The organism is Granulicella sp. S156, from assembly GCF_009766105.1.
In the GTDB taxonomy this organism is placed as follows: domain Bacteria; phylum Acidobacteriota; class Terriglobia; order Terriglobales; family Acidobacteriaceae; genus Granulicella.
This window is the reverse complement of the sequence record NZ_LMUH01000026.1, coordinates 941,158-965,244: the sequence shown is the minus strand read 5'-3', so window position 1 is coordinate 965,244 and position 24,087 is coordinate 941,158. Positions and strand designations below refer to the sequence as shown.

General features: G+C 59.9%; 21 protein-coding genes. 12 read left to right on the top strand and 9 right to left on the bottom strand.

What is annotated here, in order from left to right:
• Positions 1-169: 169 nt before the first annotated feature.
• The 3 genes from GSQ91_RS25555 to GSQ91_RS25545 all read left to right on the top strand — a co-directional run bounded on the left by GSQ91_RS25555 (position 170) and on the right by GSQ91_RS25545 (position 2,929).
• A complete protein-coding gene (locus GSQ91_RS25555) occupies positions 170-1,720 on the top strand; it encodes a hypothetical protein (protein WP_158824541.1) in 1,551 nt (516 codons plus the stop codon).
• Positions 1,721-1,750: 30 nt separating this feature from the next.
• Complete coding sequence (locus GSQ91_RS25550) at positions 1,751-2,053, top strand: DUF6496 domain-containing protein (protein ID WP_158824540.1); 303 nt, start codon at positions 1,751-1,753, stop codon at positions 2,051-2,053.
• A gap of 249 nt (positions 2,054-2,302) precedes the next feature.
• Entirely contained in the window at positions 2,303-2,929 is a 627-nt protein-coding gene (locus tag GSQ91_RS25545) for an SIMPL domain-containing protein (protein WP_158824539.1), read from the top strand.
• A 52-nt stretch (positions 2,930-2,981) separates the two neighbouring features.
• On the opposite strand, the gene GSQ91_RS25540 is transcribed toward GSQ91_RS25545, so the two are convergent.
• Complete coding sequence (locus tag GSQ91_RS25540) at positions 2,982-4,403, bottom strand: DUF5715 family protein (RefSeq protein ID WP_158824538.1); 1,422 nt, start codon at positions 4,401-4,403, stop codon at positions 2,982-2,984.
• Positions 4,404-4,770: 367 nt separating this feature from the next.
• On the opposite strand from GSQ91_RS25540, the gene GSQ91_RS25535 reads away from it, so the two are divergent.
• A complete protein-coding gene (locus GSQ91_RS25535; RefSeq protein ID WP_158824537.1) occupies positions 4,771-5,208 on the top strand; it encodes a c-type cytochrome domain-containing protein in 438 nt (145 codons plus the stop codon).
• 56 nt (positions 5,209-5,264) lie between these two features.
• On the opposite strand, the gene GSQ91_RS25530 is transcribed toward GSQ91_RS25535, so the two are convergent.
• Entirely contained in the window at positions 5,265-5,615 is a 351-nt protein-coding gene (locus tag GSQ91_RS25530; protein ID WP_158824536.1) for a four helix bundle protein, read from the bottom strand.
• A 107-nt stretch (positions 5,616-5,722) separates the two neighbouring features.
• Positions 5,723-7,066, bottom strand: coding sequence for an RDD family protein (locus GSQ91_RS25525; protein WP_158824535.1), 1,344 nt, complete (start codon positions 7,064-7,066; stop codon positions 5,723-5,725).
• A 179-nt stretch (positions 7,067-7,245) separates the two neighbouring features.
• Between GSQ91_RS25525 and GSQ91_RS25520 the strand changes: the two genes are divergently transcribed.
• From GSQ91_RS25520 to GSQ91_RS25505, 4 genes are all read left to right on the top strand, one after another.
• Positions 7,246-10,017: an LPS-assembly protein LptD gene (locus tag GSQ91_RS25520; RefSeq protein WP_158824534.1), complete on the top strand. Its 2,772-nt coding sequence runs from the start codon at positions 7,246-7,248 to the stop codon at positions 10,015-10,017.
• Positions 10,018-10,228: 211 nt separating this feature from the next.
• Positions 10,229-10,669 (top strand): TonB C-terminal domain-containing protein, encoded by a 441-nt coding sequence (locus GSQ91_RS25515; protein WP_158824533.1) that lies wholly within the window; start codon positions 10,229-10,231, stop codon positions 10,667-10,669.
• 58 nt (positions 10,670-10,727) lie between these two features.
• A complete protein-coding gene (locus GSQ91_RS25510; protein WP_158824532.1) occupies positions 10,728-11,750 on the top strand; it encodes a thioredoxin domain-containing protein in 1,023 nt (340 codons plus the stop codon).
• 257 nt (positions 11,751-12,007) lie between these two features.
• Entirely contained in the window at positions 12,008-13,066 is a 1,059-nt protein-coding gene (locus tag GSQ91_RS25505) for a hypothetical protein (protein ID WP_254064876.1), read from the top strand.
• Between the two features lie 422 nt (positions 13,067-13,488).
• Here the strand turns inward: GSQ91_RS25505 and GSQ91_RS25500 are convergent, their stop codons facing one another.
• Positions 13,489-14,046 (bottom strand): energy transducer TonB, encoded by a 558-nt coding sequence (locus GSQ91_RS25500; RefSeq protein WP_158824531.1) that lies wholly within the window; start codon positions 14,044-14,046, stop codon positions 13,489-13,491.
• A gap of 372 nt (positions 14,047-14,418) precedes the next feature.
• Positions 14,419-15,465: a GTP 3',8-cyclase MoaA gene (gene moaA, locus GSQ91_RS25495; RefSeq protein WP_254064883.1), complete on the bottom strand. Its 1,047-nt coding sequence runs from the start codon at positions 15,463-15,465 to the stop codon at positions 14,419-14,421.
• Positions 15,466-15,522: 57 nt separating this feature from the next.
• Between moaA and GSQ91_RS25490 the strand changes: the two genes are divergently transcribed.
• Positions 15,523-15,765, top strand: coding sequence for a hypothetical protein (locus GSQ91_RS25490; protein WP_158824529.1), 243 nt, complete (start codon positions 15,523-15,525; stop codon positions 15,763-15,765).
• A gap of 382 nt (positions 15,766-16,147) precedes the next feature.
• Here the strand turns inward: GSQ91_RS25490 and GSQ91_RS25485 are convergent, their stop codons facing one another.
• Positions 16,148-16,477: an FmdB family zinc ribbon protein gene (locus GSQ91_RS25485; protein WP_158824528.1), complete on the bottom strand. Its 330-nt coding sequence runs from the start codon at positions 16,475-16,477 to the stop codon at positions 16,148-16,150.
• Positions 16,478-16,551: 74 nt separating this feature from the next.
• On the opposite strand from GSQ91_RS25485, the gene GSQ91_RS25480 reads away from it, so the two are divergent.
• Positions 16,552-17,985, top strand: coding sequence for a glycoside hydrolase family 27 protein (locus GSQ91_RS25480; RefSeq protein ID WP_216845415.1), 1,434 nt, complete (start codon positions 16,552-16,554; stop codon positions 17,983-17,985).
• 40 nt (positions 17,986-18,025) lie between these two features.
• On the opposite strand, the gene GSQ91_RS25475 is transcribed toward GSQ91_RS25480, so the two are convergent.
• Positions 18,026-19,771 (bottom strand): M56 family metallopeptidase, encoded by a 1,746-nt coding sequence (locus GSQ91_RS25475; protein WP_158824527.1) that lies wholly within the window; start codon positions 19,769-19,771, stop codon positions 18,026-18,028.
• Positions 19,768-20,154, bottom strand: coding sequence for a BlaI/MecI/CopY family transcriptional regulator (locus GSQ91_RS25470; RefSeq protein ID WP_158824526.1), 387 nt, complete (start codon positions 20,152-20,154; stop codon positions 19,768-19,770). The genes GSQ91_RS25475 and GSQ91_RS25470 overlap by 4 nt, the downstream gene beginning before the upstream one ends.
• 285 nt (positions 20,155-20,439) lie before the next feature.
• Here GSQ91_RS25470 and GSQ91_RS25465 point away from each other — a divergent pair, with 285 nt between their 5' ends.
• Positions 20,440-21,633, top strand: coding sequence for a beta-propeller fold lactonase family protein (locus GSQ91_RS25465; RefSeq protein WP_158824525.1), 1,194 nt, complete (start codon positions 20,440-20,442; stop codon positions 21,631-21,633).
• A gap of 60 nt (positions 21,634-21,693) precedes the next feature.
• On the opposite strand, the gene GSQ91_RS25460 is transcribed toward GSQ91_RS25465, so the two are convergent.
• Entirely contained in the window at positions 21,694-22,095 is a 402-nt protein-coding gene (locus GSQ91_RS25460; protein ID WP_254064875.1) for a MarR family winged helix-turn-helix transcriptional regulator, read from the bottom strand.
• 144 nt (positions 22,096-22,239) lie between these two features.
• On the opposite strand from GSQ91_RS25460, the gene GSQ91_RS25455 reads away from it, so the two are divergent.
• Complete coding sequence (locus tag GSQ91_RS25455) at positions 22,240-24,069, top strand: TonB-dependent siderophore receptor (protein ID WP_158824523.1); 1,830 nt, start codon at positions 22,240-22,242, stop codon at positions 24,067-24,069.
• The last annotated feature ends 18 nt before the right edge of the window (positions 24,070-24,087 follow it).

Below are 24,087 nucleotides of genomic sequence, written 5' to 3'. Positions count from 1 at the left end.
GCCTTCCGCTCATGTACCGCTCTCGCCTGCGCCTGGCTTAGACTCCAGCTATATGTCGATACGACCTAAGGGAATCCGCGCCCTCTGCGTTAAAAAACACTCTCTCGATTGAGACGACAATGTTGGAGACGGTGAACGTTTCACCTGGCAAATAGCGTCTAATCCCTTCATGCGTCCCACGAGCAAGCTCGCGCTTCTCTGCACTCTGATGACAGCCACCGGTTGCCATCATCCTTATGTTGTTCCCGAGGCCCCCATGCCGCCGAACACAGTTCTGCTCTCGCAGATGATGCGTGAGCTCTCCGCACAGCCAGGCTTCACCGACACCCTTCTCGCGCAAATCGACAAAGGCGGCAAGAAGGGCCCAGCGCTACTGACGCCGAAGCTCATCGACGAGCTGCGCAAGCGCATCCTCGGCAAAGACTGGCAAGGACTTGAACGCTTTCCTGGCTGGACCATGAGGGAGATCAACCCGACGGTGCGCGTCGTCGGCCACGTGGCAGGCAAGAGCCCTCAGCTCGAAGCCACAGCCGCAGTACATCCTGGCTCTCCCGCGACAAGCGCCCCCGCAACCGCCGCGGACGATGAGCAGGCCAAACGGTTCCTTGATCTTGGCCCTTATGCGCTTGACAAGAGCGAGGTCGTCTCGCTCGACCAGCCCTCCATGCTGCCTGGTTTTACCACCGACGGCATCGTCACCACGCTCGGCGCAGGCGTCACACGCGGCGACGGGCCCAATGATCTTGCGCCGGAGCATGCCGAAAGTCAGCGCCTCGCCGACATCCTCAACCGGCTCGCGGCGAACAAGCTTGCGGGCACTGCGCCCTTCGTGGCCGAGCTGCAAGGCCATGCCTTCGATACGCCCCAGGACCTGATCGCTGCACTGGTGGCGACCGGCCACGATGTCACGGTGGGCGATGCCCGCTACTTCGCCAACTTCGGACACTTCCACTACAAGGGCCAGGATGTGATGATGCCCTTTTGGGTGAACTCGCAGATCGTCGTGCCCGGTTCAGGCGGCCGTCCGCTGCTCGTCCCCGTCTCACATGCCGAGTATGAGTGGCACATCCGCGGCCCGCACCTCAACGCCGACATCAGCTACTACTTCGGCATCGACGGCAAGAGCGAGTGGCGCACCATGGACACGCTCGACCAGCCCTGGGTACTGAAGCGCAACGCGCATGAGTATCGCGGCGCGGATGCTGCTGAGGTCACGCGACTCGCCGGGCTGCTGACCATCGCCTACATGCACCAGCACGCCGCGTGGCCGGAGCTCCCCTTCGGCGGCTACTACGCGCTCGGTGTCTGCCAGGACGGCGTCTCCGCCATCGAGCACAAGATGACGGGCCACGTCACACTCTTTCCCAACACCGCCGACAGTTCGCTCTTCGACGACCCGCGCGATGCAGAGATCAACGCTCTCATCGCTGCCATTCCGAAGGACCGCGCAGGCGCGAAGCCGGAGCCTGAACGAATCTTCGGCTCTTTGCCGACAGCGCCGTCGGACTCTGAGGATCAAGCGTTCAATACCATCACCATACCCGGTCTCGCGGACGATCTGAATGCGACGTACGCGGCGTGGCAGAATGGAACGCTCGAGCGTACCTACTCGATTGCCGAAGTCATCAAGGAGCTGCTCGTTGGCCTCGCCGCCGCAATCGTGGCTCTCTTCGTCGCCGTAAAGACGCGCCGCTTCTGGCAACGCAAGGGGCAGAGTTAGTGCTCCAACGCTGTGGGAGGTTTCATCCACATGGCAACGACGAAGAAAGCAGCAAAGAAGACTTCCGCGAAAAAGACCTCAACGAAGAAGGCAGCAAGCAAGAAAACTCCAGCGAAGAAAACCGCCGCGAAGAAGTCATCGGCTAAGAAGTCCACACGCAAGTACAGTCCAGCCGCCAGCAAACAGGTTGAGACCGAGATGCGCGAGATGAAGCGTGGCAAGTTGAAGAGCGGGCGCAGTGGCAAGAAAGTCACCAGCCGCAAACAGGCCATCGCCATCGGTCTCTCCGAGGCGCGCAAGAAGGGCGCGAAGGTGCCTAAGAAGAAGGGGTAATATCGCGAGCCTGGGGCCCAGAACGGTAATCGAAAAAAGAAAAATCTCCTTGCAAGATTCTCCAGGCACTCCGTTCTCTTTGTAGTCGGGAGAATTTGGCCGACAAGGAGATACATCATGAAAGCACCTCAGAAGCACCGGAAACCGTTCGCTATCCTTTGCAGTTCTTGCTTGTTGGTTGTGTGCATTGCAACCCAGGGCTGCTCATCCGGTGTACAGCCGCAACCTCGCATCCTCAGCACCCATGCAATGGCACACCGTCGCCTTTCCAACACCGTCGCCGACGTGAGCGTCGGCATCGAGACGAACGGTGTGACTATGGTTGAGGTGAGCAGGGCATTGGCCACACGTTCGCAAAGCCTTATGACCTATCTCAAGCGGGAAGGCGCAGACCGGCTTACAACAGGGCAGATAACGATTGAGCCCAAAATTGATGGTTCTAAGGGCAGTGAGGGCAGGGCGGACCGGATTGTTGGATACACAGGTACTATGTCCGTGAATTTTCGCAGCCCTGCGGACAAAGTCTCCGATCTAATGTCAGGAGCTCTTGCGCAGGGAGCCAACACGTTGGGTGAGGTTGTCTTCACGAGCCGTGAAGAAGACGTCGACGCTGCCCGCAAGGAACTGGCGGTTGAAGCCACGCACCTTGCGATGGAACAAGCCGCATCCGTGGCTAAGGCGGCAGGCTCGCATATTGCAGGGGTTAGAGAGATCGATGTCGATCCGCAGAATGCCACGTTGGATTACGCAAAAGCAGCATACAGTGCTCCTAAAGCGCTTATGATGGCCGGCCTCAGCGCGGCCCCCATCGCAACAGCCGCCGGGGATCAGGACCTATCGATAGCCGTCAATGTGCAGGTAGAAGTGGCACAGTGATATCGGGACCTACAAACGGAGTAGACATAGCTGCTCCGTTTGTAGGTCCTGATTACCTCTCCTCTTCGTCCTGCACGCCAGCGCGCCCACCGCGCAACTGCGCCACCTCAGACTTGGGCACCGCTCGTCTCTGGGCATAGCTGCCATAGACGCTGATATGAAAACAGGACTGCTGGAACTCTTCTTCCACGTCCACCTTGCCAGCTTGCATCAGTGGCAGCAGGTAAGTGCGCATCCACGCAATCTCCGCTACGCTCATGCCACGCTTGCCGAAGTCGATGGCCTGCCCCGTAAGGTGTGGAGACGCGCCATCGCCGTTGATGGCGGCGGCATTGCCGTTTACGCGCTGCAACCGAAGTTGGTAGGACACCGTGCGCACGGCCGAGTTCAGGTGTAGCGGCTCGTGGAAGCGTTCATAGAACGCGCGCGCCGTGTCGGTGGCAAACTTCACTGTCCAGGGGCGAGCATAGCGGCGATTGTAGGGAAGCTCTTCATTGACCTCGAGGCCCGGCATATCTGGAAAGCCGACGAGCAGATGCTGGGCGCGCATGCGGTCCAGATCGGCGTCGTCCTGAATCCGCGTGAGGCCGGCCGCGTCGGCCATCTGGTTCTGGTGGACGAGGATCTCGCGCGATCCCTTGAGTGGCGCGGGAACGATTAGTCTTCCGTCGCGCGAATAGAGCGGCACAGCGATGGGCCGGATGACCTCGTCGGGCGTCGAGCGCAGCGTAGGCCGCTCGGCTGCGGCAAGAACCTCTGGCTTGTCTGCGTCATCGACGGAAGCTTCCATCGATAGAGGGGCAACCACCGGTGCGGCACGCAGAATCGGTGCTGGAGGCTGCGCACTCGCTATGGCGGCGGAGGCATTATGCATTGGCAGCCGTTCGTCATCGTCCGGATGCGACTCACCCTGCGCGAAGGCTCCGTGAGGGGAGGAGGGTGTAGCTGCCAACTCCGGAGCAGGATTGCTGCGTTGCCTGCTGGAGATTTCCGCCGGAGCTCGCCGTGCAGCCGCACGTGCTTCCTGTACGGGTTCGCGATGCGTCTCAACCGGGCGCCGCTCTGCGATCTGCCGTCTGCTGGCGGAATCATTGCGAGTTCTCTGCCGAGATCCTGCACGGTGCATCACAACTGGATCATCCACCATCTCGGGCGCGCTCTTCTTGCGCCGTCTGCTCTGAGCGTGAGACTTTCCGGCGGTGGAGTCCGCTCTCTGCGTGTCTCTGGATTTAGTCGAGGCTTTGGCTGAATTCTTTCCCGTACTCTTCGACGCCTCAGAGCCACTCTGTTTTCCGCTGCGTTTGCCAGCGGGTCTCCGGGAGTCGATCCTGCCCTGCGTCGCGGCGGAGCCGGCACTCTGGACGGTTGCGGTGTGGCGCAGGTGCGTGGAATGTGTGGCGGCAAAGGCCCGGGTAGATCCTGCAGCCAGGCCTGCCCCTAGGGCAAGGACGAGCAGCAGCGCCTTCGCGCGCATGGAGCCCCTCGCGTGCAAACAGCACGTTGGGGCAGCGATCGGTCGCTGTTTCATCGTCATGGGACTTCTGTCAATAAGGTGGCCGCGAAGCCGCCGAGCTTTCTTAGGCTATCGGGCGACAGAGCTCTACGGTAGTAGCGTCTCTGGTTCGCCGCGGTTGTTCCTGGATTTCGTCCCTGAACTTTGGCGTCCGCATATTTTCGCGATACAGTGGGTTCAATTAGAGCAGTGTCTCGGTTTCTGTCCCCCGGGAACACTCGACGAGCGCCATCTCCCTTGCGGGAAGGTGGCATTCAGACCCTGGCTTTTAGATAGACCCATAGCTATACCCACAGAAGACTGCTACTGACTGGAGATTTAACGCACGATGCCGACCTCGAAGACTCTGCAAGCCACCGCGCTTTCCCTCGCCTTTGCCAGCCTCGTTGTGGGTGCTGCTCTCTGGCGTCCCACCCCGGTCGCCGCGCAAGCCGCTGACCCTGCTCCTGACACCGAAGCCTTCTATACCCAGAAGGTGCTGCCGATTCTGAAGACCAACTGCTATAGCTGCCACGGCGGCGGGAACCACCGCGGCGGCCTGACGATCGATACCAGGGCTGGGTTACTGAAGGGCGGGCACGATGGTGCCGTAATCGTTCCGGGGCACGCCGACCAATCCTTGCTGGTCAAGCTCATCAACCACGCCGGTCCAGCGAACGACCCCATGCCGATGCCACCAAAGAGCAAAATCTCCGACGCCGACATTGCAACGGTAACGCAGTGGATCCAGGCGGGAGCGATCTTTCCGGCGGAGGCAGCTCAGTAGCAGGAAACAGCAAACAGGAAACAGGGAAAACCAGAACAGGAATAGGCAACGCCGATTCAGACTGTTTTCATGAGGGAGACGAGCATCTTGCCTACCTCATGAGACAGTCCTTCGGCGAGCCTCAATTTCGCTTGGTCGCCCATCGCCAGTTCTGCGGCGATCACGAGTTGTGTCTGTACTTCCATGTTGGAACCGCGAGCCATTCCGAGAAAGTGTTTATATTCTCCCTCTGATTGCCGGCCCCAGCCTTCCGCAATGTTGCTAGCCACGGAGACACCAGCGCGTCTAAGTTGGCTGGTCAAGCCGTAGACTTCTTCTTTCGGGAAATTTTCTGTCAGCCGATATATCGCGACCGTCATCTGCACGGAACGTTGCCAGACAATTAAATCGCGATACCCCTCTGCCACAGACGTTCCTCTGCCTTCTAACTATCTGTTTCCTGTTTCCTGTTTCCTGTTTCCTGTTTCCTGTTTCCTGTTTCCTGTTTCCTGTTTCCTGTTTCCTGTTTCCTGCCCTAATACGCTCTCTGATACATCTTCGACATACGATCGTGCCAACCCAGCCGCTCGTTGTCCAGGAAGCACCACGCCAACCCTATGCCCAGCGGGCAGGCCACTAACAGCATGGAAAGCACACGCCGCCGCATCGCCTTGCGGGAGGGGTTCGCGTCGCCGAAGGTGCAGAGTGCGATGCGGGCATAACGCATGCCCGGTGTGGCTTCAGCGAGAGAGAAGAACAGCATCTGGTAGATCACAAACAGCGCCAGCAGCACGCCGGCTACCGTGACTCCCAGCAGGGGCAGTGAGAGGTCGCGAAGGTTGGGCCCGGACAGCTTGGCCACGATCGTCGCAAAGCCGAGAAAGGCCGCCCCGATGCAGCAGCCGTCGACTCCGGCGGCCATCAGCCGAAGCTCCAGCGGAGCGGTCTGCGGCTGCAGCGTAAAGTGGTGCTGCGCCGCCGCAGGGGCGGCGTGGACACGAGCCTTGGCCGGGTCCAGCAACAATCCCTGCCACTCGGGCGCACCAGAAAACTCTGCAGCCTCCGGCTCGATGGAAATCTGTTCGGGCTCAACCTCGAAGATGCGCAGTTGCGGCTCAACCGGAGCGTCTTCGCGCAGCGGCCCCTCGGCCAGCCGTGGACGCGCCTTGCGCGAAGCCACCAGCAGGCGCGGAAACTCGATCAGATTGCCCGGGATCGGCAGCGCGTCGATGACATGCGGCTCGAACTCCGGCGCCAGGCGAAACTCAATCTCCTGCTCCAGTTGATCGAGCTCTTGCTCGCCGGCCTCTTCTGCAAAGATCTCGTGCGATTGTGAATGCGAAACCGGTGCGGTGCGAGTCACGTCAATGTTTTCGTACAGACGCACCGTCAGGCCGCCGCTCGACCTCTCCCTTGCGGCTTCGGTTCTTTGTGCTTCGAATACGACTTCACGCGGGCCCGGCATCGATTCAAGCCGTGACTCCGGCTCAGGCTGATTCCATTGATCGAGCTCCTCCATCAACTTCATCTGCGCTTCGGCGACGGCTTTGGCGTTACGCGCGGCGACCTCGGCTTCGGCCTGGGCCTGCTGCGCGGCGCGTTCGGCCTCTACGGCTAGAAATTCGCGATAGCTGACACTGTGCTCGTAGCGAGCGGCTACAGCCTCGCGTACCCGTGAGGCGCCGCTCTTCGCTCGATTGCGAATCTGAGCCGTCGCACGCTCCCGTTCGACTTCCAGGGCTTGTGCCGCAGCCTGGCGATTCCGATGAGCGGCCAGCCGCTCGGCCACAACTTGTTTTAAGCCGCTGCCGCTATCCGTTCCCGTGGCCTGAAAGTCCAACTCCTCAGCCATCTCGTTATGTTGTGCCGCACTACTCATACTCAATTCCAAACTCCCAACGTCCCAGCCCTACGACGAGACATCCAATTCTTCGCACCTCTCGAGCTCGTCTAATCTGCCGGCAGCGACCTGCAACCGTGAAATCGTCTAAGCTCAAACTTGTGGACTGTCTCACTCAAGCCCTCGGTGGCAGACGAACTCGGCAACGCGGGCTAGCGATGCGACTGGTGCCTCTGTTCATAACTACCATTCTCGCGCCCCTGGGTCATCAACATCTACAGGCTCAGGAGGTAGCGAATAAGGAACCTCTATCTGTCGCCAGCTCCGCGGCGCTGCCGGAAGCCCCGGTACCGCAGCAGAATGTGCTGGGCGGAACTCCGCTCGATCTGGCGCAGATTCCCCGCGCCACGCCGTTTTCTCCGGGCAAGCCGCCGGACCGCGCCACGCTGGATTCCGACAACCCACAGACCAAGAGTGGCGATGTCTACGCGGCCTCCGGCAACGTCGTCATCACCTATCGCGACCACACCCTGTATGCGGATTCCGTCACCTACGACCGTTCCACCGGCGAGGTCAACGCCACAGGACATGTGAAGTTGATTGGCGGCGCCAACAACGAGCATATCGAGGCCTCGCACGGAACCTACAACCTGCGTACTGGCACCGGCCGCTTCTACGACGTCACCGGCTCGGTCGAGATGCAGAGAACCTTCGAGCCCTCCTCTTCGAAGGCGTCGGCGTCCGTCGCCGCCTTCGGTTCGAGCGGCGGCGCCCGGGCGCCCGGTTACCAGAACTCGAATCCGTTTCTCTTCGGAGGCCGCATGGTCGCCGAGATCGAACCGCAGGACTATGAGATCTACGACGGCTGGATGACCTCGTGCCTTCTGCCTAATCCCGACTGGCTGCTCTCCGCCAGGAAGCTCAGTGTCAAAGGTGGCAAGGCCCACGCCAGTAATTCGATCTTCAAGCTGCTTGGGATACCCCTGTTTTTCATGCCGTATGTCACGCATCCTACCGATGAAGACGAACGCCAGTCCGGTCTTCTGATTCCCGCCTTCGGCTACTCCAGCGCCAGCAAGGACACCGGTTCCAAAGGCCTCACCATCGGCGAGCAGGCCTACCTCACGCTCGGCCGTTCCCGGGATCTCACCGTCGGAACGCTCTACTACTCCCTGCGCGGCTTCTCCGAGAACGGCACCTTCCGTTACCGCGGCCCTGGCGACGACTTCTTGACCGCGCACTTCTCCGCGCTGCAGGACCGCGGCTTCGTCGACGATAACGGCATCTATAACAATCAGGGTGGCGAGGACTTCACGGTTGCCTACCGCCGGCAGCTCAGTACGAACGTTCGTGTCGTCGCAGATGTCGAGTACCTCAGTTCCTACATCTATCGCGAAGTCTTTACGCCAAACTTCAACGAGGCAGTCAGCACCGACATCACGTCCACGGTCTACATCACGGACCAGCACAACGGCTTCTCGCTGGACGGCCGCTTCGATCGCTACGAAGGTCTGAAGGTCGAGCCCACCGCCACCACAGCTGGCGAAGAGGTCAAGATCTTCCATTCGCCCTCCATCGACTTCGACGGTCTCGACCGTCGTATTCCCGGTACGCCGTTACTCTGGAACATCACCTCTTCCTTCGCCGCTCTCAAGCGTGTGGAACCGGACTTCGCGACAGCCGGCCTCACGGAGCGTCTCGACCTCCGCCCTGAGCTGGCGCTGCCGCTGGCCTTCAACGGCTGGCATGTGCTCTCCAGCGTGGCTGTGGAGGAGACCGCCTATACGCGTTCGCGCCAGACCCCCTACGGGCCCAACGATACGCCTATCGAACTCAATGACCCCGTCAATCGTGCCGACGTCGACTTCAAGGTCGACATCCGCCCGCCCGCCATCGAGCGCACCTTTGAGGTGCCCGAGAGATGGCAGTGGCTGCTCGGCAAAGAGGTCCGCCATACCATCGAGCCTGACCTCACCTACCGCGATGTTCGCGGCATCGATAACTTTCTCGGCGTCCTTCGCTTCGACGATAGAGATCTCGTCAGCAACACCAACGAGGTCGAATACGGAGTGACCCAGCACCTCTACTTCCGGGCGCGCCCCAAGGTCGTTGCGGCGAAGCCCGGCTGCCCGGCAAAGCCCGTCACAGAGGACAAAACGCAGGATACGATCTCCGCTCCAGGCAGCGAAACGGATGACCTCGGTTTCGACCAGAAGCCCACGCTCGACGCCAACGGCATCCCCAATGCCTCTGCGACCGCGCCCGATCAACCCATTCGCACCCATGCGCACCACCCTGATCCCTGCGCCCCCGCCGCTACCACTCCGCCACAGCAGGAGTGGTTCAGTTGGAAACTCGCGCAGAAGCACTTCTTCGACTCCAACTTCGGCGGCGCGGTCATCGACCACCGGCGCAATATCTTCGATACCACGCTCGACTTCTCCGGCATCGCCTTTCTCACCGAACCGCGCGACATCTCGCCACTCATTTCGCGCATGCGCTTCCGCACCTCCAGCCATACCGACATCGAGTGGGACTTCGATCTCGATACCGGAGCCAAGAAGTTCACCAGCCAGAACATCCTCCTCGACGCGCACGAAGGGGCCTTCTTCGGCGGCTTCTCCTTTGCGCGCCTGAACGCGCCCGGCCGCACCATCACCGAGATCATCGACACCTCCACGAACGAAGTCACAGGCCTGACGACCTCAGCCGTTGCGAACTTCTCGCAGATGCGTTTTCTCGCCGGCTATGGAACGCCCACGAAACCCGGTTTCACCGCCGCGGCGGGCGTCGGTATCGATCTCAACCTTGGGGACACCCAGTACATGACCCTGCAGAGCAGCTATAACTGGAACTGCTGCGGCTTCGCCATCGAATACCGCAAGTACGATCTCGGCACGGTCCGCAACGAAGGCGCCTACACCTTCAACTTCACCCTGGCCAACATCGGCGGTGCCGGCAATATGCGCCGCGCCACTTCTCTCTTCTAGGGACCTATAGGGATCTACCTCAAATCTGTCATCTCGACCGGAGGCGCGCTTTTGCGCCGTAGCGGAGAGACCTGCAGGTTGCAGAGCGCGATGCAAATGTTTGTGTCGCGCTTTGCGTCAAGACCTGCAGGTTGCATTGCGTCTTGCGTGGGCCGTTTGCCGATGCGTTTTTCTGTTGTCGCCCCGTGGGCGCGGGCGTACCATTCAGGGCATGAAGAGTCCCTCGTACCTGCTCTCCATCGTCGCCCTGGGTGTCTGTTCGATAGCCGCAGCTCATGCTCAGACATCGGCATCCGCAAGCTCACCGCAATCTTCAGATCTGCAGTTGGGTGTTGATCTGCTGAGCAACACAGGCGGTGCCAATCTTGATCTGTATCTGAAGCATCTGTCTGCAGACATCAAGCAACACTGGCTGCCATCGTTCAATCAGGGGGCCAATCTGCCACCCTTCCAACAGAGTGACGTGTCGATTCGTTTGACAATCCTCCCTGATGGAAGCATTAGCGCGATGCATCTTGAAGGCTCGTCGCATGATGTCGCGATCGACAAAGCCGCCTGGGGTTCGATCACCAGCGAAGGCCAGTTCCAGCCGCTGCCGAAATCGTTCCACGAGCAGAACCTGGAGCTGCGGCTTCACTTCACGGTCAACTAACCGGTCGCCTGATCTCTAACGGGGTGGGATAGAGCGGCTCTGAGATAATCAAACCATTGTGTTGAAGCCCTCCCTCCTCCCCGTTTTCCTCTTCGCCTCACTCTTGACCACGTTTGGGTGCCACGCGCAGACACCTGCTGCTTCGCCAGCCGTCACTGCTCCCGTAGTAGGCAAGCCGCTTGCTCCCGATATGGCTCGCCGTGTTGAAGTGCTGTTGCGGCAGAAGGCCCAGCTTCCCCCTGGCGCAACCATCCAGGTTGGTGTACCCGTGGCCTCCGATCTTCCGGGCTATAGCGCCATCAATGTCACCTTCAGCAAGGATGGCAAGACCTCGCGCCCTATCAACTTTCTGATCTCGGCCGACGGCAAGACCCTGGCGCAGTTCTCCAAGTTCGACATCTCCGCCGACCCGCGCAACCTTATCTCCGCCGATGGCCGTCCAGCCCGCGGAGGCCCAGCCACGGCGCCCGTTCTCATCGTCGGCTTCGACGATCTCGAATGCCCCTATTGCGCCGTTCTGCATGCGAGCATCTTTCCCGCCATCACGAACCGTTACGGCAATCAGGTTCACATCGTCTACAAGGACTTCCCGCTCGACCAGCACCCCTGGGCGATGCGCGCGGCGGTGGATGTGGATTGCCTCGCGGAGCAGTCTCCTGTCGGCTACTGGAATCTCGTGGACGGCATCCACGCGCACGCCTCCGACATCGGCGTCTCCTCTGACGCCAAGGATTCCCAGAAGACGCTGGCCGCCGCCAATGAGCAGCTCGACAAGCTGACTCGTGAGCAGGGCAAGCTGCAGAAGGCCGATGCCGCAAAGCTGGACGCCTGCATCGCCAAGCAGGACACCACGGCGGTTAAGGCCTCGCAGCAGCAGGGCCAGTTGCTCGGCGTGGAGTCGACTCCAACCCTTTACATCAACGGAGACAAGATCGACGGCGCTCTCCCAATCGAGTTCATCTTTGGTCTCATCGACGAGGCCATCCGCGTTCAGGGCCAGACACCGCCACCGCCCTATGTGGCTCCGGCGACTACAGCTTCTGTAGCAGAGAAGCCGACAGCTCCTGCAGCAGGGAAGTAATAACGCTGGCGAGCGATGGCGTCGAGCCATTCATCGCTGTGTGTGGACTGGCTTGGTACAGCGCGAACCCTGACGCTTCAGCGTCAGGGAGACGGAGGGTAAGGGAGGCAATCGCCTTTAGGCTACGGAATAAAAGCCACTCAAGAATCGGGCTTTAGCCCCGGGCCGTTTGCCCGCAGTCGCGTTCATGATGAAAAGACAACGTAGCCTCGCATGGACCCCTCGCACGAATCTCCCAAAATGCGTCTAATAAAGCGATGATGCATCGATGGAGGAGAAATATCGCTGCCACTGACACTCCGTTTGGAATTCGTATCCGGGGCATCCGATTCCTTCTGCTGGCTCTTCTGCTGGCTGGAGCTGCAACGTCAACGCACGCGCAAAGCCCGCAACGAAAACGGCTCATCCTCAAAGATGGAACCTATCAGCTTGTCCTGAGCTACACGGTCTCGGGAGAGGTCGTGCACTACCGCAGCGCGGAGCGCAATGGCGAGATGGAGGACATTCCTCTTGCGCTGGTAGACCTTCCCGCGACGGAAAAATGGGCGCGCGAGCATGGACCCAATACGGCGCATTCCTCCAATTCACAGCGCCCAGTGTTGAGTCCGGAGCTGGCGAAAGAAGAGGCCGATCGCGCCGCACGCACGCCGGAGGTCGCTCCCAGCCTGCGTTTGCCGGAAGAGACCAGCGTGCTGGTGCTCGACACCTTCAACAACATCCCGGAGCTGGTGCCATTGGAGCAGCAGGGCGGCGACCTGAACAAGGAGACCGCGCACAACGTTCTGAAGGTGGAGGTCAATCCATCCTCCAGCCCACATCGTCTCCTGGACATCCCTGGCGACCGCGCGGATATTCAAGTACATGTGGCCACGCCTGTCATCTATCTCAGGGTCGGAGCAGACGATGCGGAGGAGGACGCGGGTTCGAGCGCTATCACCGTCGACACCCACGGAGCCGCAGGCCGGGCAACGCCCTCGGGTGGCGCGGAGACGAGCAGCTATGTGCTGGAGCACCTGGAAGTTCGCGGTGACATACGCGTGTTCAACAGCTTCCGTATCAAGCTGCTGGGATCGAAGCCGCAGCCGGATGTTGTCGAAGTGCATACGCAGCCGCTGCCGGGCGGGCACTGGCTGAAACTGACGCCGGACAATCCGCTGGAGCCTGGCGAATATGCCCTGGTAGAAGTTCTATCGGGCCATGAGGTCAATCTGGGGATATGGGACTTCGGTGTACACCCCGCAGCACACGACAATGCCGAGGCAATCCGCCCCGAACCGAAGCGGCCCGTGGCGCTGGAACGAAGAGATAAAGAGTAGGGCGGCTTGATAGCGTGTTGATCGCAGGCCGTTCTCTCGACTGACCTCTGCTCTTTCATCCCAACCCACCACTACCTTGTCATCTCGACCGAAGGCGGCGTTCTTTGCCGCCGTAGCGGAGAGACCCCTTGACGCAAAGCGCGATGCAGACGTTTGCGGCGCGCTCTGCATCAAGAGACCCCTGTATTTGTCTTTGCTGTTGTTTGTTTTTCGTCGTCATCCTGAGCCGTAGGCGAAGGACCCCCGCATTGGTTCTGGCACGAGTGCATTGGTGCCATCACAAAATGCGGGGGTCCTTCAGCTTCGCTTCAGCATGACGACGAAAAGCAAACAACGACAAGTAGTGTCTAAACCCCGACGCCAAAAAACAAAAAGCCCACGCGACGATAAAACCATCACGTGGGCCTGGGGGAACAGGGTTACTACTTCTGGTTCTGGACTTTAACTTCGACAGTAACCTCCGCCTCGACAGGGCGGTTATTCAAGGTGGCGGGCTTGAAGCGATACTGGCTAACGGCTTCCAGCGTGTTCTTATCCATCTCAGCGCCTGCCGACTTGGCAATGGTCAGCTTCTCGGGAACGCCGTCCGGGCTGACGACGAAGCGTACCGCAACGTCGTTATCGGCGGTGAGGCGGTTCACAGGAATCTGTCTTCCAACCACATGGATCAGCTTGGGAGCAACCGGCTCACTCGAGATACTGCCGACGAAGGTATAGGCGATCGAGCCGCTTGGCTGCGTCTGATTCTCAACGAAGTTCGGGTCTACCTCTGCCTGAACGATGTCGCGAGGAGCGCTTGCAGGGGGTGCTGGTGCGGCTGCGGGCGTTGCTGCAGAACGAACAAAGTTGACGGGCTGTACGACGACCTTTGCCTGAAGGTTCGCCGAAGGCGTGGACTGCAGTGATCCGGTCGCGGTGCTGGCCTGGGCGTGAGCCAGAACGGGGAGCAGAACAAGGGTCGCTACAAGAACTTGGCGCATAGTGAAATCTCCTTTAAGTCAAAGGTGCTCGTCACCACCTTATATTCGAGAGAATACGATTGTCAACAATTTTCTTGAGGCGCGTAAGCTCGGGCGAAATATTTCGGGGCGAGATGGTTTTTTTACGCACGATTTGGGGTGGGTTTCCCAAGGAGACCACCTGTTTCACGTCGAAGACACGGAACCGTTTAGCGATTGGAAGCAGTTGTTTTTAACGCAGGGGACGCAGAGGTTTCGCGGGGGACGCCACGGATGCCACTGCGTCCCCCGCGAAACCTCCGCAGACGCAAAGCGCGCCACAGACGTTTGTCTCGCGCTTCGCGTCAAAACCTCCGCGTCCTCTGCGTTAAAGATTTTCTTCCGGAAGCTGCGCTACCCGCCGATATGCACCATGCTGCGCGAGGGCTTCAGAAAGCCCGGCTCGCCAATGTGATGGCGAGCCTCCTTGCGCTCAACGACACGGCGAATCCACGAGCGCATATCGTCGTCGGAGGCTCCGCGCTGCATCAAGCCCACGAGATCGTGATCGCTCTGCGAGAACAGGCAGGTGCGGACCTTGCCGTCGGAGGTAAGACGAACGCGGCTGCAGTGTCCGCAGAATGGCCGCGAGACCGGCGCGATGATGCCGATCTCTCCACGGCCATCGTCAAAGGTGAAGCGTCGCGCCGTCTCGCTGAGGTGGTTAGGCGGCAGCTCGACGAGCGGACGCACAGCATTGAGCCGGGCCACGATCTCATCCATGGGAATGACGGTCTCCGGAGCCCACGTCCTGCCTTCTTCCAGCGGCATGAACTCGATGAAGCGAACGATGACGCCTTCGTTGCGCGAGAACTCGGCAAAGGCCTCGATCTGCGAGTCGTTGAAGCCGCGCATCAGAACGCAGTTCACCTTGACGGGGCCGAGCCCTGCGTCCTGTGCCGCGCGAATACCGTCCCTTACGCGCTCGAAGCTGCCCGGGACGCGGGTGATGCGGGCAAAGGTCTCGGAGTCGACGGCATCCATGCTCACCGTGATGCGGCTCAGTCCGGCCTCGCGCAACGGGCGGGCCAGTGGCGCGAGCAGATGGCCATTGGTCGTCAGCGCGATATCCAGTGACGGCACAAAATCTGAGCGGAGCTGGGCTGTCTCGCGGATGAGATCCAGCAGCCCCTGGCGCAGCAGGGGCTCGCCGCCAGTGAGGCGGATCTTCTCGATGCCTAGTGAGACAAAGACGCGCAGGATGCGGGCGTAGTCCGCGATCGGCAGCTCGGAGTACTGGGTGCCGTCTTCGCCGGTGCGGCAGTAAACACAGCGATAGTTGCAGCGATCGGTGACGGAGAGTCGGAGGTCGGTGATGGTGCGGTTATGGCTATCGCGCAGACGTCCATCGGGTTCCGCATCCGCGGCAGCCGATGGTGCAAGCTGTTCGGGCTCGAGGATGGAAAGCAAGCGCACCTCTTAAGGATACGCTTTTAGCCAGAATTTTCGCGAAGTCCCGTGCTTCGTCTAGATGCCCACGCCGAACTCGACGTCCTGAATCTCGTCGCCGGAGTGCGCATAGAAGTCATACGGAGTGCGGTTGTTGAACTTGTGACGCTGGCGCAGTTCGCGGCCTACGACAACTCCAATAGCCAGGGCAGTGACGCCCGCGGAAACCCAACCAATGGCGCGCAGGATATGACGGTCTTCGTGGGAGCGGAGACCCACGCTCTCTTCGACCTGCTTCCCGAATTTGCGTAGCGAGCGATGCAGCCTCATGGCTTGCATGATATCGCAACGCACGCGTGTTTGTGTAATGCCGCGCAAGTGCTGGAACATAGGGAGATGCTGGAGAGGCAACAGAGCCAGCAGGCAGGAAACAGCAAACAGGAAAGAGAGAACAGAGAAAAGAGAACAGCAAGTACGAAACCGCAAGCAGCCTGGGGGGCGCGATCAAGTTCTCGCTCGCAGCGTGCAAACACTCTGCGATGGCAAGAACCGTTTCGTTAAGGGCATGGCTTCAGCCATGCCGTAAAAGCCGGGTCAAAGACCCACACCTCGCTGCCGCAGGCCGGAGTGGAGCCCGCAGGGCGCAACGACTGAATTGTTTTCCTTGATTCAGTCGAATCAGCTTGAGGACACGCTAGGCTTTGCTGGAGGCTGCGGGCGCTGCCGACGCCGCTGGCGCTGCAGCAGGAGCCGCCGCTGGCGCCGGCGCCGAAGCCGAGGCACCATCCCCCGATGCAGGCGCGGCAGCGGGAGCGGAAGCCGCGTCGCCACTCGCAGCGGGCTTGGCGGAGGCATAGCCGTCCTTGTACCAGCCACCGCCCTTGAACGAGATAGCCGCAGCCGTAATAGTGCGTGCGAGGGGGCCGCCGCAGTAGGGGCAGACGGTCAGTTCAGGGTCGGAGAACTTCTGGATCTTTTCGGTGCGGCGATGGCACTGGCTGCACTCGTACTCGTAAAGCGGCATTGCGGAGTCCTTCTGGGATTACTGGTTCTTGTAGGATACAGGGGCGTCGCGTTTTCGTTCTTCGGAGGGTGTCTATGATCTTCGCCAGTAAACGTTTGCTGTACGGGATGATGTTCGTCGTATTGGGGTCTATCGTAATAACGGCAAAGGCCCAGCAGCCGTCTGTAGCACCCACGCCTCCGATGGGGTGGAACAGTTGGGACTCCTACGGCCTGACCATCACCGAGCAGCAGTTTCGCGACAACGTTACGGTGCAGAAGCAGAAGCTGCTGCCCTTCGGCTGGCGCTACGCGGTGATCGATGAGGGGTGGTTCTTCGAGAACCCGCAGGACAGGGAGACACCCGACAAGCTGCACTATGCGATCGACTCTCATGGGCGATACGTGCCCGTGCCGGCGCGCTTTCCTTCCGCTGTGAACGGACGTGCGGCCTCGCCGGTAAGTCCCCAACCCGCGTCGACAGGAAAGCTCCTGGCGACCGTAGAAGAGACGAACTTCACGGAGATAGGCCGCTGGGTCCACGCGCAGGGGCTGAAGTTTGGCATCCACATCGTGCGGGGAATACCGCGGGCCAGCGTGGAGCGCAGCCTGCCGATCGAAGGCAGCAGCTTCTCCACGCAAGATGCCGCGGATACCAGCGACAGCTGCCCGTGGGACCCCACCAACTGGGGTGTGCGAGACAACGCGGCGGGGCAGGCATGGTACGACTCTCTACTGCGCCAGTACGCCTCCTGGGGCGTCGATCTGCTGAAGGTGGACTGCATCTCGGATCACCCCTACAAAGTGGATGAGATCCGCATGATCCGGCGCGCGATCGACAAGACCGGACGGCCGATTGTTCTGAGCCTGTCGCCGGGGCCTACGAACCTGGCACACGCGGAGGAGGTAGGCAGCCTCGCGGCGATGTGGAGGATCTCGGACGACATCTGGGACGTCTGGGCAAAGCCGTCGTTGGGCTTCCCACAGACAGTGCAGAGCCAGTTCGTGCGGCTGGCTGCGTGGGAGCGCTACGCGAAGCCAGGCAACTGGCCGGACGCCGATATGCTGCCGCTGGGCGAGTTGAGGCCCTCCCCCGGCTGGGGGGCGCCGCGCCGGTCGCTGCTTACGCTGGAGGATCAGCGTACGCAGCTAACGTTGTGGGCGATCGCGCGGAGTCCTCTGATCCTCGGAGCCAACCTGACCCTGCTCGATGAGCCCACCCTCGCGCTGCTGACCAATCGCGAATTGATCGCCATCAACCAGACAGCGACAGAGAGCTCCGAAGTCCTGCACGAAGGCGCGCTGATCGCCTGGCACGCCTCTCTGCCGGGAGGCAAAGTAGCTCTCGCGATCTTCAATACGGGAGAGACTCCGCTAAAGATCGACCGAAAGTTTGCCGACTTCGGAAGCAGCCTCGGCGTGCGCAAACGATCGGTGCGCAACGTGTGGGATGCAAAAGACAGTGGACGTGCCGACGGCATAACGCAGGAACTCGCTCCCCATGCGTGTGTTCTGTTAGTGCTGCGTTAGAAACAGTTGTGTCTTCACATACGTCTTGAGGCCCTTTGGATTAATTGTCCGAAGGCCTCTCGACGTGATCGACTACAAGAGTACTAACCGGGCCTGTTGCCGGAATAAGCTTGAGCCCAAGCTGCTCCTGGATCGCGGTAAAGAAATCTACATCAGAGCCCTCGGTGCCGCCGTCTCCCGCCTCTGCATTCGGATGCGAATCCTCAGGGCGCCACCGCAGCTTAATGTCGTATTTGCCGGTGAGGCCCGTCTTGTCTACTACCGTGCGGCCGGATAGAGAGAGTATATCGAGCAGAGCCGTAACTGAAATCGCCTGACAATCCACTGTGCCTCGCCCAACACGCATCATGCCCGGGGAGCTTTGCCCTTGATCATCCTTCAACCCGTTAGGATAGGTGTCCCCGGGCGTTGCTTCCTTGAGTTTGGGGCCACCCTTCGCCGCTACCAGCTCATACACAGGAAGTTCCCTGATCTCCTGATGAGCCGCAAATTTGAAACGGTCTACCAGCACCTGCCGCATCATCTCGTTTCTTTCCATACGGCTGAGCTTATCCAACTTAGGAACATCCGCTTCGCTCACCTTGGCGTCGATGTCATACTTCTCCGTCTTCACCCAGGAGGGTGCTCCGATAACCTGATCGTCGTTCGAGTTCAACAGTCCAGTGGCTTGCCGAATGATCATGATAAGCGGCGCATTCTTGATCCACATTCCGTCAGGTGTGAACTTCGTCATCACCATCGTGCCGCCAGGCAGGCTGGGCTTGACGGTTGCCACTTCAAACGTTGGTAGCCCTTTGGGGTTTTCTACCGCTGCTTGTGCCCAGGTCCGCGTTGCGTGCAGCAAGCCAAAGACGAGGGGAAGCGAAAGTGCTGCCGCCCCGGCAGCTGCCAGTAACAGCTTTCTCGGCCACCCTAGCCGCCGCAAGCTGTGCTCAGCCAGGATGCGCGTAATGCGCCTGTTGAGATTTGATCCGGTTACCCCTGATGCGCAGGCCAGGGGTGATTCGACGTAATACTTGCAGATATTGAGAATGCTCTCCGCATAGACATAGGCTGCGCTGCCGGCTTGCAATACAGCTTCGTCGCAGGCCCGCTCCCGCTCTTCGATCAGCCGTGTACGAATCCACCACACCGGCGGATAAAACCAGAAGAGGGTCTCCACCAGCATGTGTATGGCGGCGGTTAGATTATCTCGCCGTTGCACATGACAAAGCTCATGGGCGACAACCGTCTCCAGTTGATCCTGCGAAAGACACCGGGTGATGCCTTCCGGCAGTAACAGGACAGGTTTGCGGATACCAAATACGCCCGGCTCCATGCGTGCGGGAGAAGACGCTGCCCGAATTGACAAGTTGAGAGGCAGTGGTGTCGCCATTCGCAGAGCAGTGTGAATACGATGCCACAACACCAGCCAGTAAATGGCGGTGCTGATGAAACCCAAAAACCACACCCCGAGCAATACAGCGAGAACTGGATGGAACACGGGCAACGTCGCTACAGGTATAGGGGTTGGAGCGGAAGATAGAAAGGGCCGGCTGATCTCTTCCACGACAGAAAAAACCTGGGCCTGCTCACGTGCAGGAAGCGTCCGCGAACCAAGCTCAGAACCGGCACTCACCAGCAGCGAAAACGGCACAAGGAACTTCACCGACGCCGCCAGCCATACCCAATACCGCACCGACGCGCGGTTGTTCTTGAGCGCGAGCGTCAGCAGCCATGCCACGAAAACGCAAAGCGTCGATTGCCAGAGGTGAGCTACTAGGAAGTTCAGATCAGTAGGGATCATGAGGGTGCCTCCTTTTTCGCGTTCCTTCGCAGAGTCTTTTCGGCTTCCTTAACGTCTTCAAGGGTGATTTCGCCGGATTCAACCAGATGCGCCATCACCAGCTTGGCTCGGCCGCCGAGCATCGCCAGCAACTCGTCAATCAATCGCCGTTGCGCATCCTCCCGCGAGATCACGGCCTCGAAGATATTGGCGTTGCTGATCCGCTTCGTGCAGCGCAAGGCCTTCTTCTGTTCCAGGCGATATACGGTTGTCTGCACCGTTGTGTAGGCAGGTCTGACCGCGGCGGGAAATGTCTCGTGAATCTCACGCACGGAGCACGCGCCCTTGAGCCACAACGCCTCCAGAATTTGCAGGTCGAGTTTTGATAGTTTTTTCGAAAACATCGTTAGTCAAACTCACTTGCCGTCAATTCAACTACATCTGTAGTTGAATTGCAAGCATTTTCGCTGTGAGCAAATGCAGCATGATCTGCCCCGTCGCATTCACTCCCACATTTTCTTCATCGTTACGCTTCGATTTCCAACACCAAAGCAAAGGGATGCAAAGATTTTCGGGGTCCTTCGGCGTAGCTCGCAAAGTACGCGAGCCTAACAAGAAACCCTGAACCCCTCGCAACAAGGGGTGATAGTAGTATGGTGCTGCCTTTGGAATCGAGTAAGGAGCACCACGTGAAATTGGCCCGTTTTTATCCTGTAATCCTTTGCCTTGTGGTTCTGCTTGACGCCGGTTGCGGTGAAAAACCGGCCCCTGTATCTACAACTTCTGCCGCATGCGTGCCTGCAACCAAGCCGGAGTTCTCCTATGTCCTGACCGGCTACGCGGTCTCCATATTCACCGTCGACTCCTGCACCGGGCAGTTCACCCCGACCACGCCGGCCTCCGTCTCCACCGGGTATGCGTTGCCGCAAGACGATTCGGAACAGATGGTCATCGATCCGTTAGGACGATTTGCCTATGTAGCCAACCTGGTTTCCAACGCGTCTAGTGTATCCACCATCTCGATGTACACGATCAACCCCACCACCGGGGTCCTCACCCCGACGACACCTGCAACTGTTCCCACCGGGTGGCTCCCCCAGGAAATCGCAATCGACCCGCTCGGACGATTCGTCTACACCGCCAACACCAACGACAGTACGGTCTCCATGTTCACCATTAACCAGTCCACGGGCGTCCTGACCCCGACGACGCCAGCCACAGTGTCGACGATGCTTCCCGGTGAGGTCCTTTCGGACCCAGGTTTCTTGACCGTCGACCCTGCAGGCAAATTCCTCTATGTATCCGCCTTGGACAGCGATGGCGCTACGGTCTCCATGTTCACTATCAACCAGACCACCGGACTTCTCACTCCGACCTCGCCCGCTACGGTCCTTACCGACGGAGACCCGTTTCAGGTGGTCGTCGCCCCCTCCGGCAAGTTTGCCTACGTCGTGAATAACTTCGGGGGCGGCAATGCGGTTTCGCAATATACGGTCAACCCCACCACCGGCATACTGACGTTGAATACATCGTCCGTGGTCGCGGCGGGCAGCGGGCCCACGGCGATCGCCGTCGACCCGACGAGCAGTTTTGCCTACGTGGTCAACCGCGGCGATAACACCGTCTCGATGTTCACCATCGATCTCACCACTGGCAACCTCAAACTGAATTCAACCGCTGCCAACCCGACGGCTACCATCGCCACTGGCACGGAGCCCTTCCGCATCACCTTCGACCCAACCGGAAAATTCGTCTACGTGACCAATGAGGGCAGCGCCGCTTCGATCTATACCGTCAACCACGATGGAACCTTGGCCAGCGCGGGGGTGTCCGGAGTCGCAACCGGAGCTTTATCCACGGCCTTCACCGCTGTAAGCCAGTAGCCGAGGGATGACAACTTCGGGGGTGGTTCATCTCTACTTCACGCGATCTCTGCACGTACTCTAAAAGAGCGCTTCCAGCTTGCGAATGGTCTTGAGCGTCTCTGCGAGAGCTGTCTTGCCAACCTCTCTCTCAAACTCTTTTTGCAGCTTGTCGAACGCCGCGATGACATGCAGCGCGCACTTCTTGCCAGCGGGCTTCAGGGCGAGCTGATACGCCCTGGCATCGGCCGGATCGATCTTTCGCTGCAGCAGCCCCTTCGCCTCCAGGGACGAGACGCAATGGCTCACATTGCCTCGAGTCATTCCAAAGGTCTCCGCGAGTTCCGAAGGTTTGAGGGGCGTTGGCGCTTCGAAGAAGATCGCCGTAAGCACCAGGCCTTCAAGAAATGTAAGGCCGTCGGCCGCGAGAGCTTCAGTGGCCAGTGAGTTGAATCGCCGCGCCGCGCGATTGATCGCGAACATGGGACTTTCGGAGAGGAAGGCATCGATACGCATCGCAGGTAAAATTAGTTTACAGAATAAACTATCAAGGACGATACAAAACCATCGTTGTATCGCGGCGATGCAACAGGCAGGATGACAGAAGTCCAAGGAGTTCTCTGCAAGATGTTTCGCCTGCGTCACCTTCCTATGCTTTTCGTCGCCACCCTGCCTCTGTGCGCACAACAGTCTCAGAGTCCACAAACCATTCCGCCGGTCAGCACGACGGTGGTTGTTCTAGGCGATGTCGAGCCCGTGAGCCTGGGAGAGTCGGCCCGCACGGTGGTGCCTCTGGACGCACAGGAGCATGCGCTGGCCTCGCAGGACCTGGAGGACTATCTGCGCACGGACTCCTCGGTGGATATCCAGCAGCGCGCCGGAGCAGGGGTGATGGCCGACATCTCGGTGCGTGGCGCCTCGTTCGAGCAGACGCTGGTTCTGCTCAACGGGCTGCGCATGGACAACGTCGAGACCTCGCACTTCAATCTCGACCTGCCCGTGCCATTGGCGGCGTTAGGAAAGATCGACGTCCTGCATGGGACAGGTTCAACGCTCTATGGCTCGGATGCCATCGGCGGTGTCATCGACTTTATGACCTTTGAACCCGATGCCACCACACTGCGTATCCGTGCCGGAGCTGGCAGCTACGGCGAAGACCAGGAGGGTCTGCTGGGATCGATGGTAGGCAAGCGGTGGAGCGAAGTCGTCGCCGCTGACCGAGACCGCTCGACAGGCTTCATCTACGATCGTGACTACAGAACGGAGTCCGCAAGCAGCGAGACGCGATTCAAGTCTGCTCTGGGGACGAGCGACCTGCTCTTTGCCGGCGACGACCGAGCCTATGGAGCGGATCAGTTCTACGGCAACTATCCCTCGTGGGAGCGGACCAAAGGCTGGTTCGCCGCGCTCTCGCAGCAGTTCAATGAGCACACCGATGCCGCAGTGGCCTATCGCCGTCACTCGGACATCTATGTGCTGTTACGCGACGACCCCAGCTACTACAAGAATCAGCACATCGACGACGGCTTTGATGGATCCGTCCGCGACCGGCGCGAGATCTTCAAGAACACCACGCTGCTCACAGGCCTCGAAGAGGACACCGATCAGATCCACAGCACGAACCTCGGAGACCATGGACGCAATCGCGGAGCTGGTTACGGCGATGTCGAATGGCGTATCGCCGGAAAGGGATTGATCTCCGCGGGGCTGCGCGAGGAGGTCTTCAGCGGCGGCCGCGTAGTCTCGAGCCCGACGTTCGCGGGCACGCTGTGGCTGCCCCACTCGGTCAAGCTGCGCGCCTCCGCAGGCTACGGGTTCCGTCTGCCGACGTATCTCGATCTCTACTACAGCGACCCCACGACGCTAGGCAATCCCAACCTGAAGCCGGAGTCGGCCTGGAACTACGAGGGTGGTGCGGACTGGTTTCCCAGCGCTCATATCGCGGCATCGGTGACTGCCTTCTATTCGCAGCAGAAGAACACGATCGACTACACCCGGGCCTCGTCGAACGATCTGTGGCAGGCGACCAATCTCCCCGGGTTGCATTTTACCGGCGTGGAGAGCTCGCTGAACTGGCGGCCGAACAGCAGCCAGCAGTTGAAGCTGAGCTGGACGCTGCTCAAAGGAACGCAGAGCTCCCTGAACGGATTGCAATCGGAGTATGTGTTCGACTATCCCGTCAACAACGGCCGCGTGGAGTGGACCTGGAACCTGAAGCACGGGCTTCTGTTGCAGTCGCGGCTGGGCGTGGTGGAGCGCTACACGGAGGCGCCAGCGCCTCCACAGGCTCCGTATGCGGTTTGGGACGTATCAGCGGTGCGCGAGGTCGGGCGCTTCCGCCCATATCTGCAGATGACAAATCTCGCCAACACCGGGTATCAGGAGATCGCCAACGTCCGCATGCAAGGCCGCGGCTTTGTCGGTGGAGTTGAGTTCGTGCTTTCACGCAAGCGATGAAGCTGAAGCCGTCCTCGC

What these genes read in the sequence shown, in the direction of transcription:
- GSQ91_RS25535 (WP_158824537.1), top strand. Translation starts at nt 4,771, where the DNA reads ATGCCGACCTCGAAGACTCTGCAAGCCACCGCGCTTTCCCTCGCCTTT.
- GSQ91_RS25460 (WP_254064875.1), bottom strand. Translation starts at nt 22,095, where the DNA reads ATGTTCGCGATCAATCGCGCGGCGCGGCGATTCAACTCACTGGCCACT.
- GSQ91_RS25505 (WP_254064876.1), top strand. Translation starts at nt 12,008, where the DNA reads ATGATGCATCGATGGAGGAGAAATATCGCTGCCACTGACACTCCGTTT.
- GSQ91_RS25520 (WP_158824534.1), top strand. Translation starts at nt 7,246, where the DNA reads ATGCGACTGGTGCCTCTGTTCATAACTACCATTCTCGCGCCCCTGGGT.
- GSQ91_RS25485 (WP_158824528.1), bottom strand. Translation starts at nt 16,477, where the DNA reads ATGCCGCTTTACGAGTACGAGTGCAGCCAGTGCCATCGCCGCACCGAA.
- GSQ91_RS25555 (WP_158824541.1), top strand. Translation starts at nt 170, where the DNA reads ATGCGTCCCACGAGCAAGCTCGCGCTTCTCTGCACTCTGATGACAGCC.
- GSQ91_RS25500 (WP_158824531.1), bottom strand. Translation starts at nt 14,046, where the DNA reads ATGCGCCAAGTTCTTGTAGCGACCCTTGTTCTGCTCCCCGTTCTGGCT.
- GSQ91_RS25515 (WP_158824533.1), top strand. Translation starts at nt 10,229, where the DNA reads ATGAAGAGTCCCTCGTACCTGCTCTCCATCGTCGCCCTGGGTGTCTGT.
- GSQ91_RS25550 (WP_158824540.1), top strand. Translation starts at nt 1,751, where the DNA reads ATGGCAACGACGAAGAAAGCAGCAAAGAAGACTTCCGCGAAAAAGACC.
- GSQ91_RS25475 (WP_158824527.1), bottom strand. Translation starts at nt 19,771, where the DNA reads ATGATCCCTACTGATCTGAACTTCCTAGTAGCTCACCTCTGGCAATCG.
- GSQ91_RS25540 (WP_158824538.1), bottom strand. Translation starts at nt 4,403, where the DNA reads ATGCGCGCGAAGGCGCTGCTGCTCGTCCTTGCCCTAGGGGCAGGCCTG.
- GSQ91_RS25525 (WP_158824535.1), bottom strand. Translation starts at nt 7,066, where the DNA reads ATGAGTAGTGCGGCACAACATAACGAGATGGCTGAGGAGTTGGACTTT.
- GSQ91_RS25455 (WP_158824523.1), top strand. Translation starts at nt 22,240, where the DNA reads ATGTTTCGCCTGCGTCACCTTCCTATGCTTTTCGTCGCCACCCTGCCT.
- GSQ91_RS25480 (WP_216845415.1), top strand. Translation starts at nt 16,552, where the DNA reads ATGATCTTCGCCAGTAAACGTTTGCTGTACGGGATGATGTTCGTCGTA.
- GSQ91_RS25470 (WP_158824526.1), bottom strand. Translation starts at nt 20,154, where the DNA reads ATGTTTTCGAAAAAACTATCAAAACTCGACCTGCAAATTCTGGAGGCG.
- GSQ91_RS25545 (WP_158824539.1), top strand. Translation starts at nt 2,303, where the DNA reads ATGGCACACCGTCGCCTTTCCAACACCGTCGCCGACGTGAGCGTCGGC.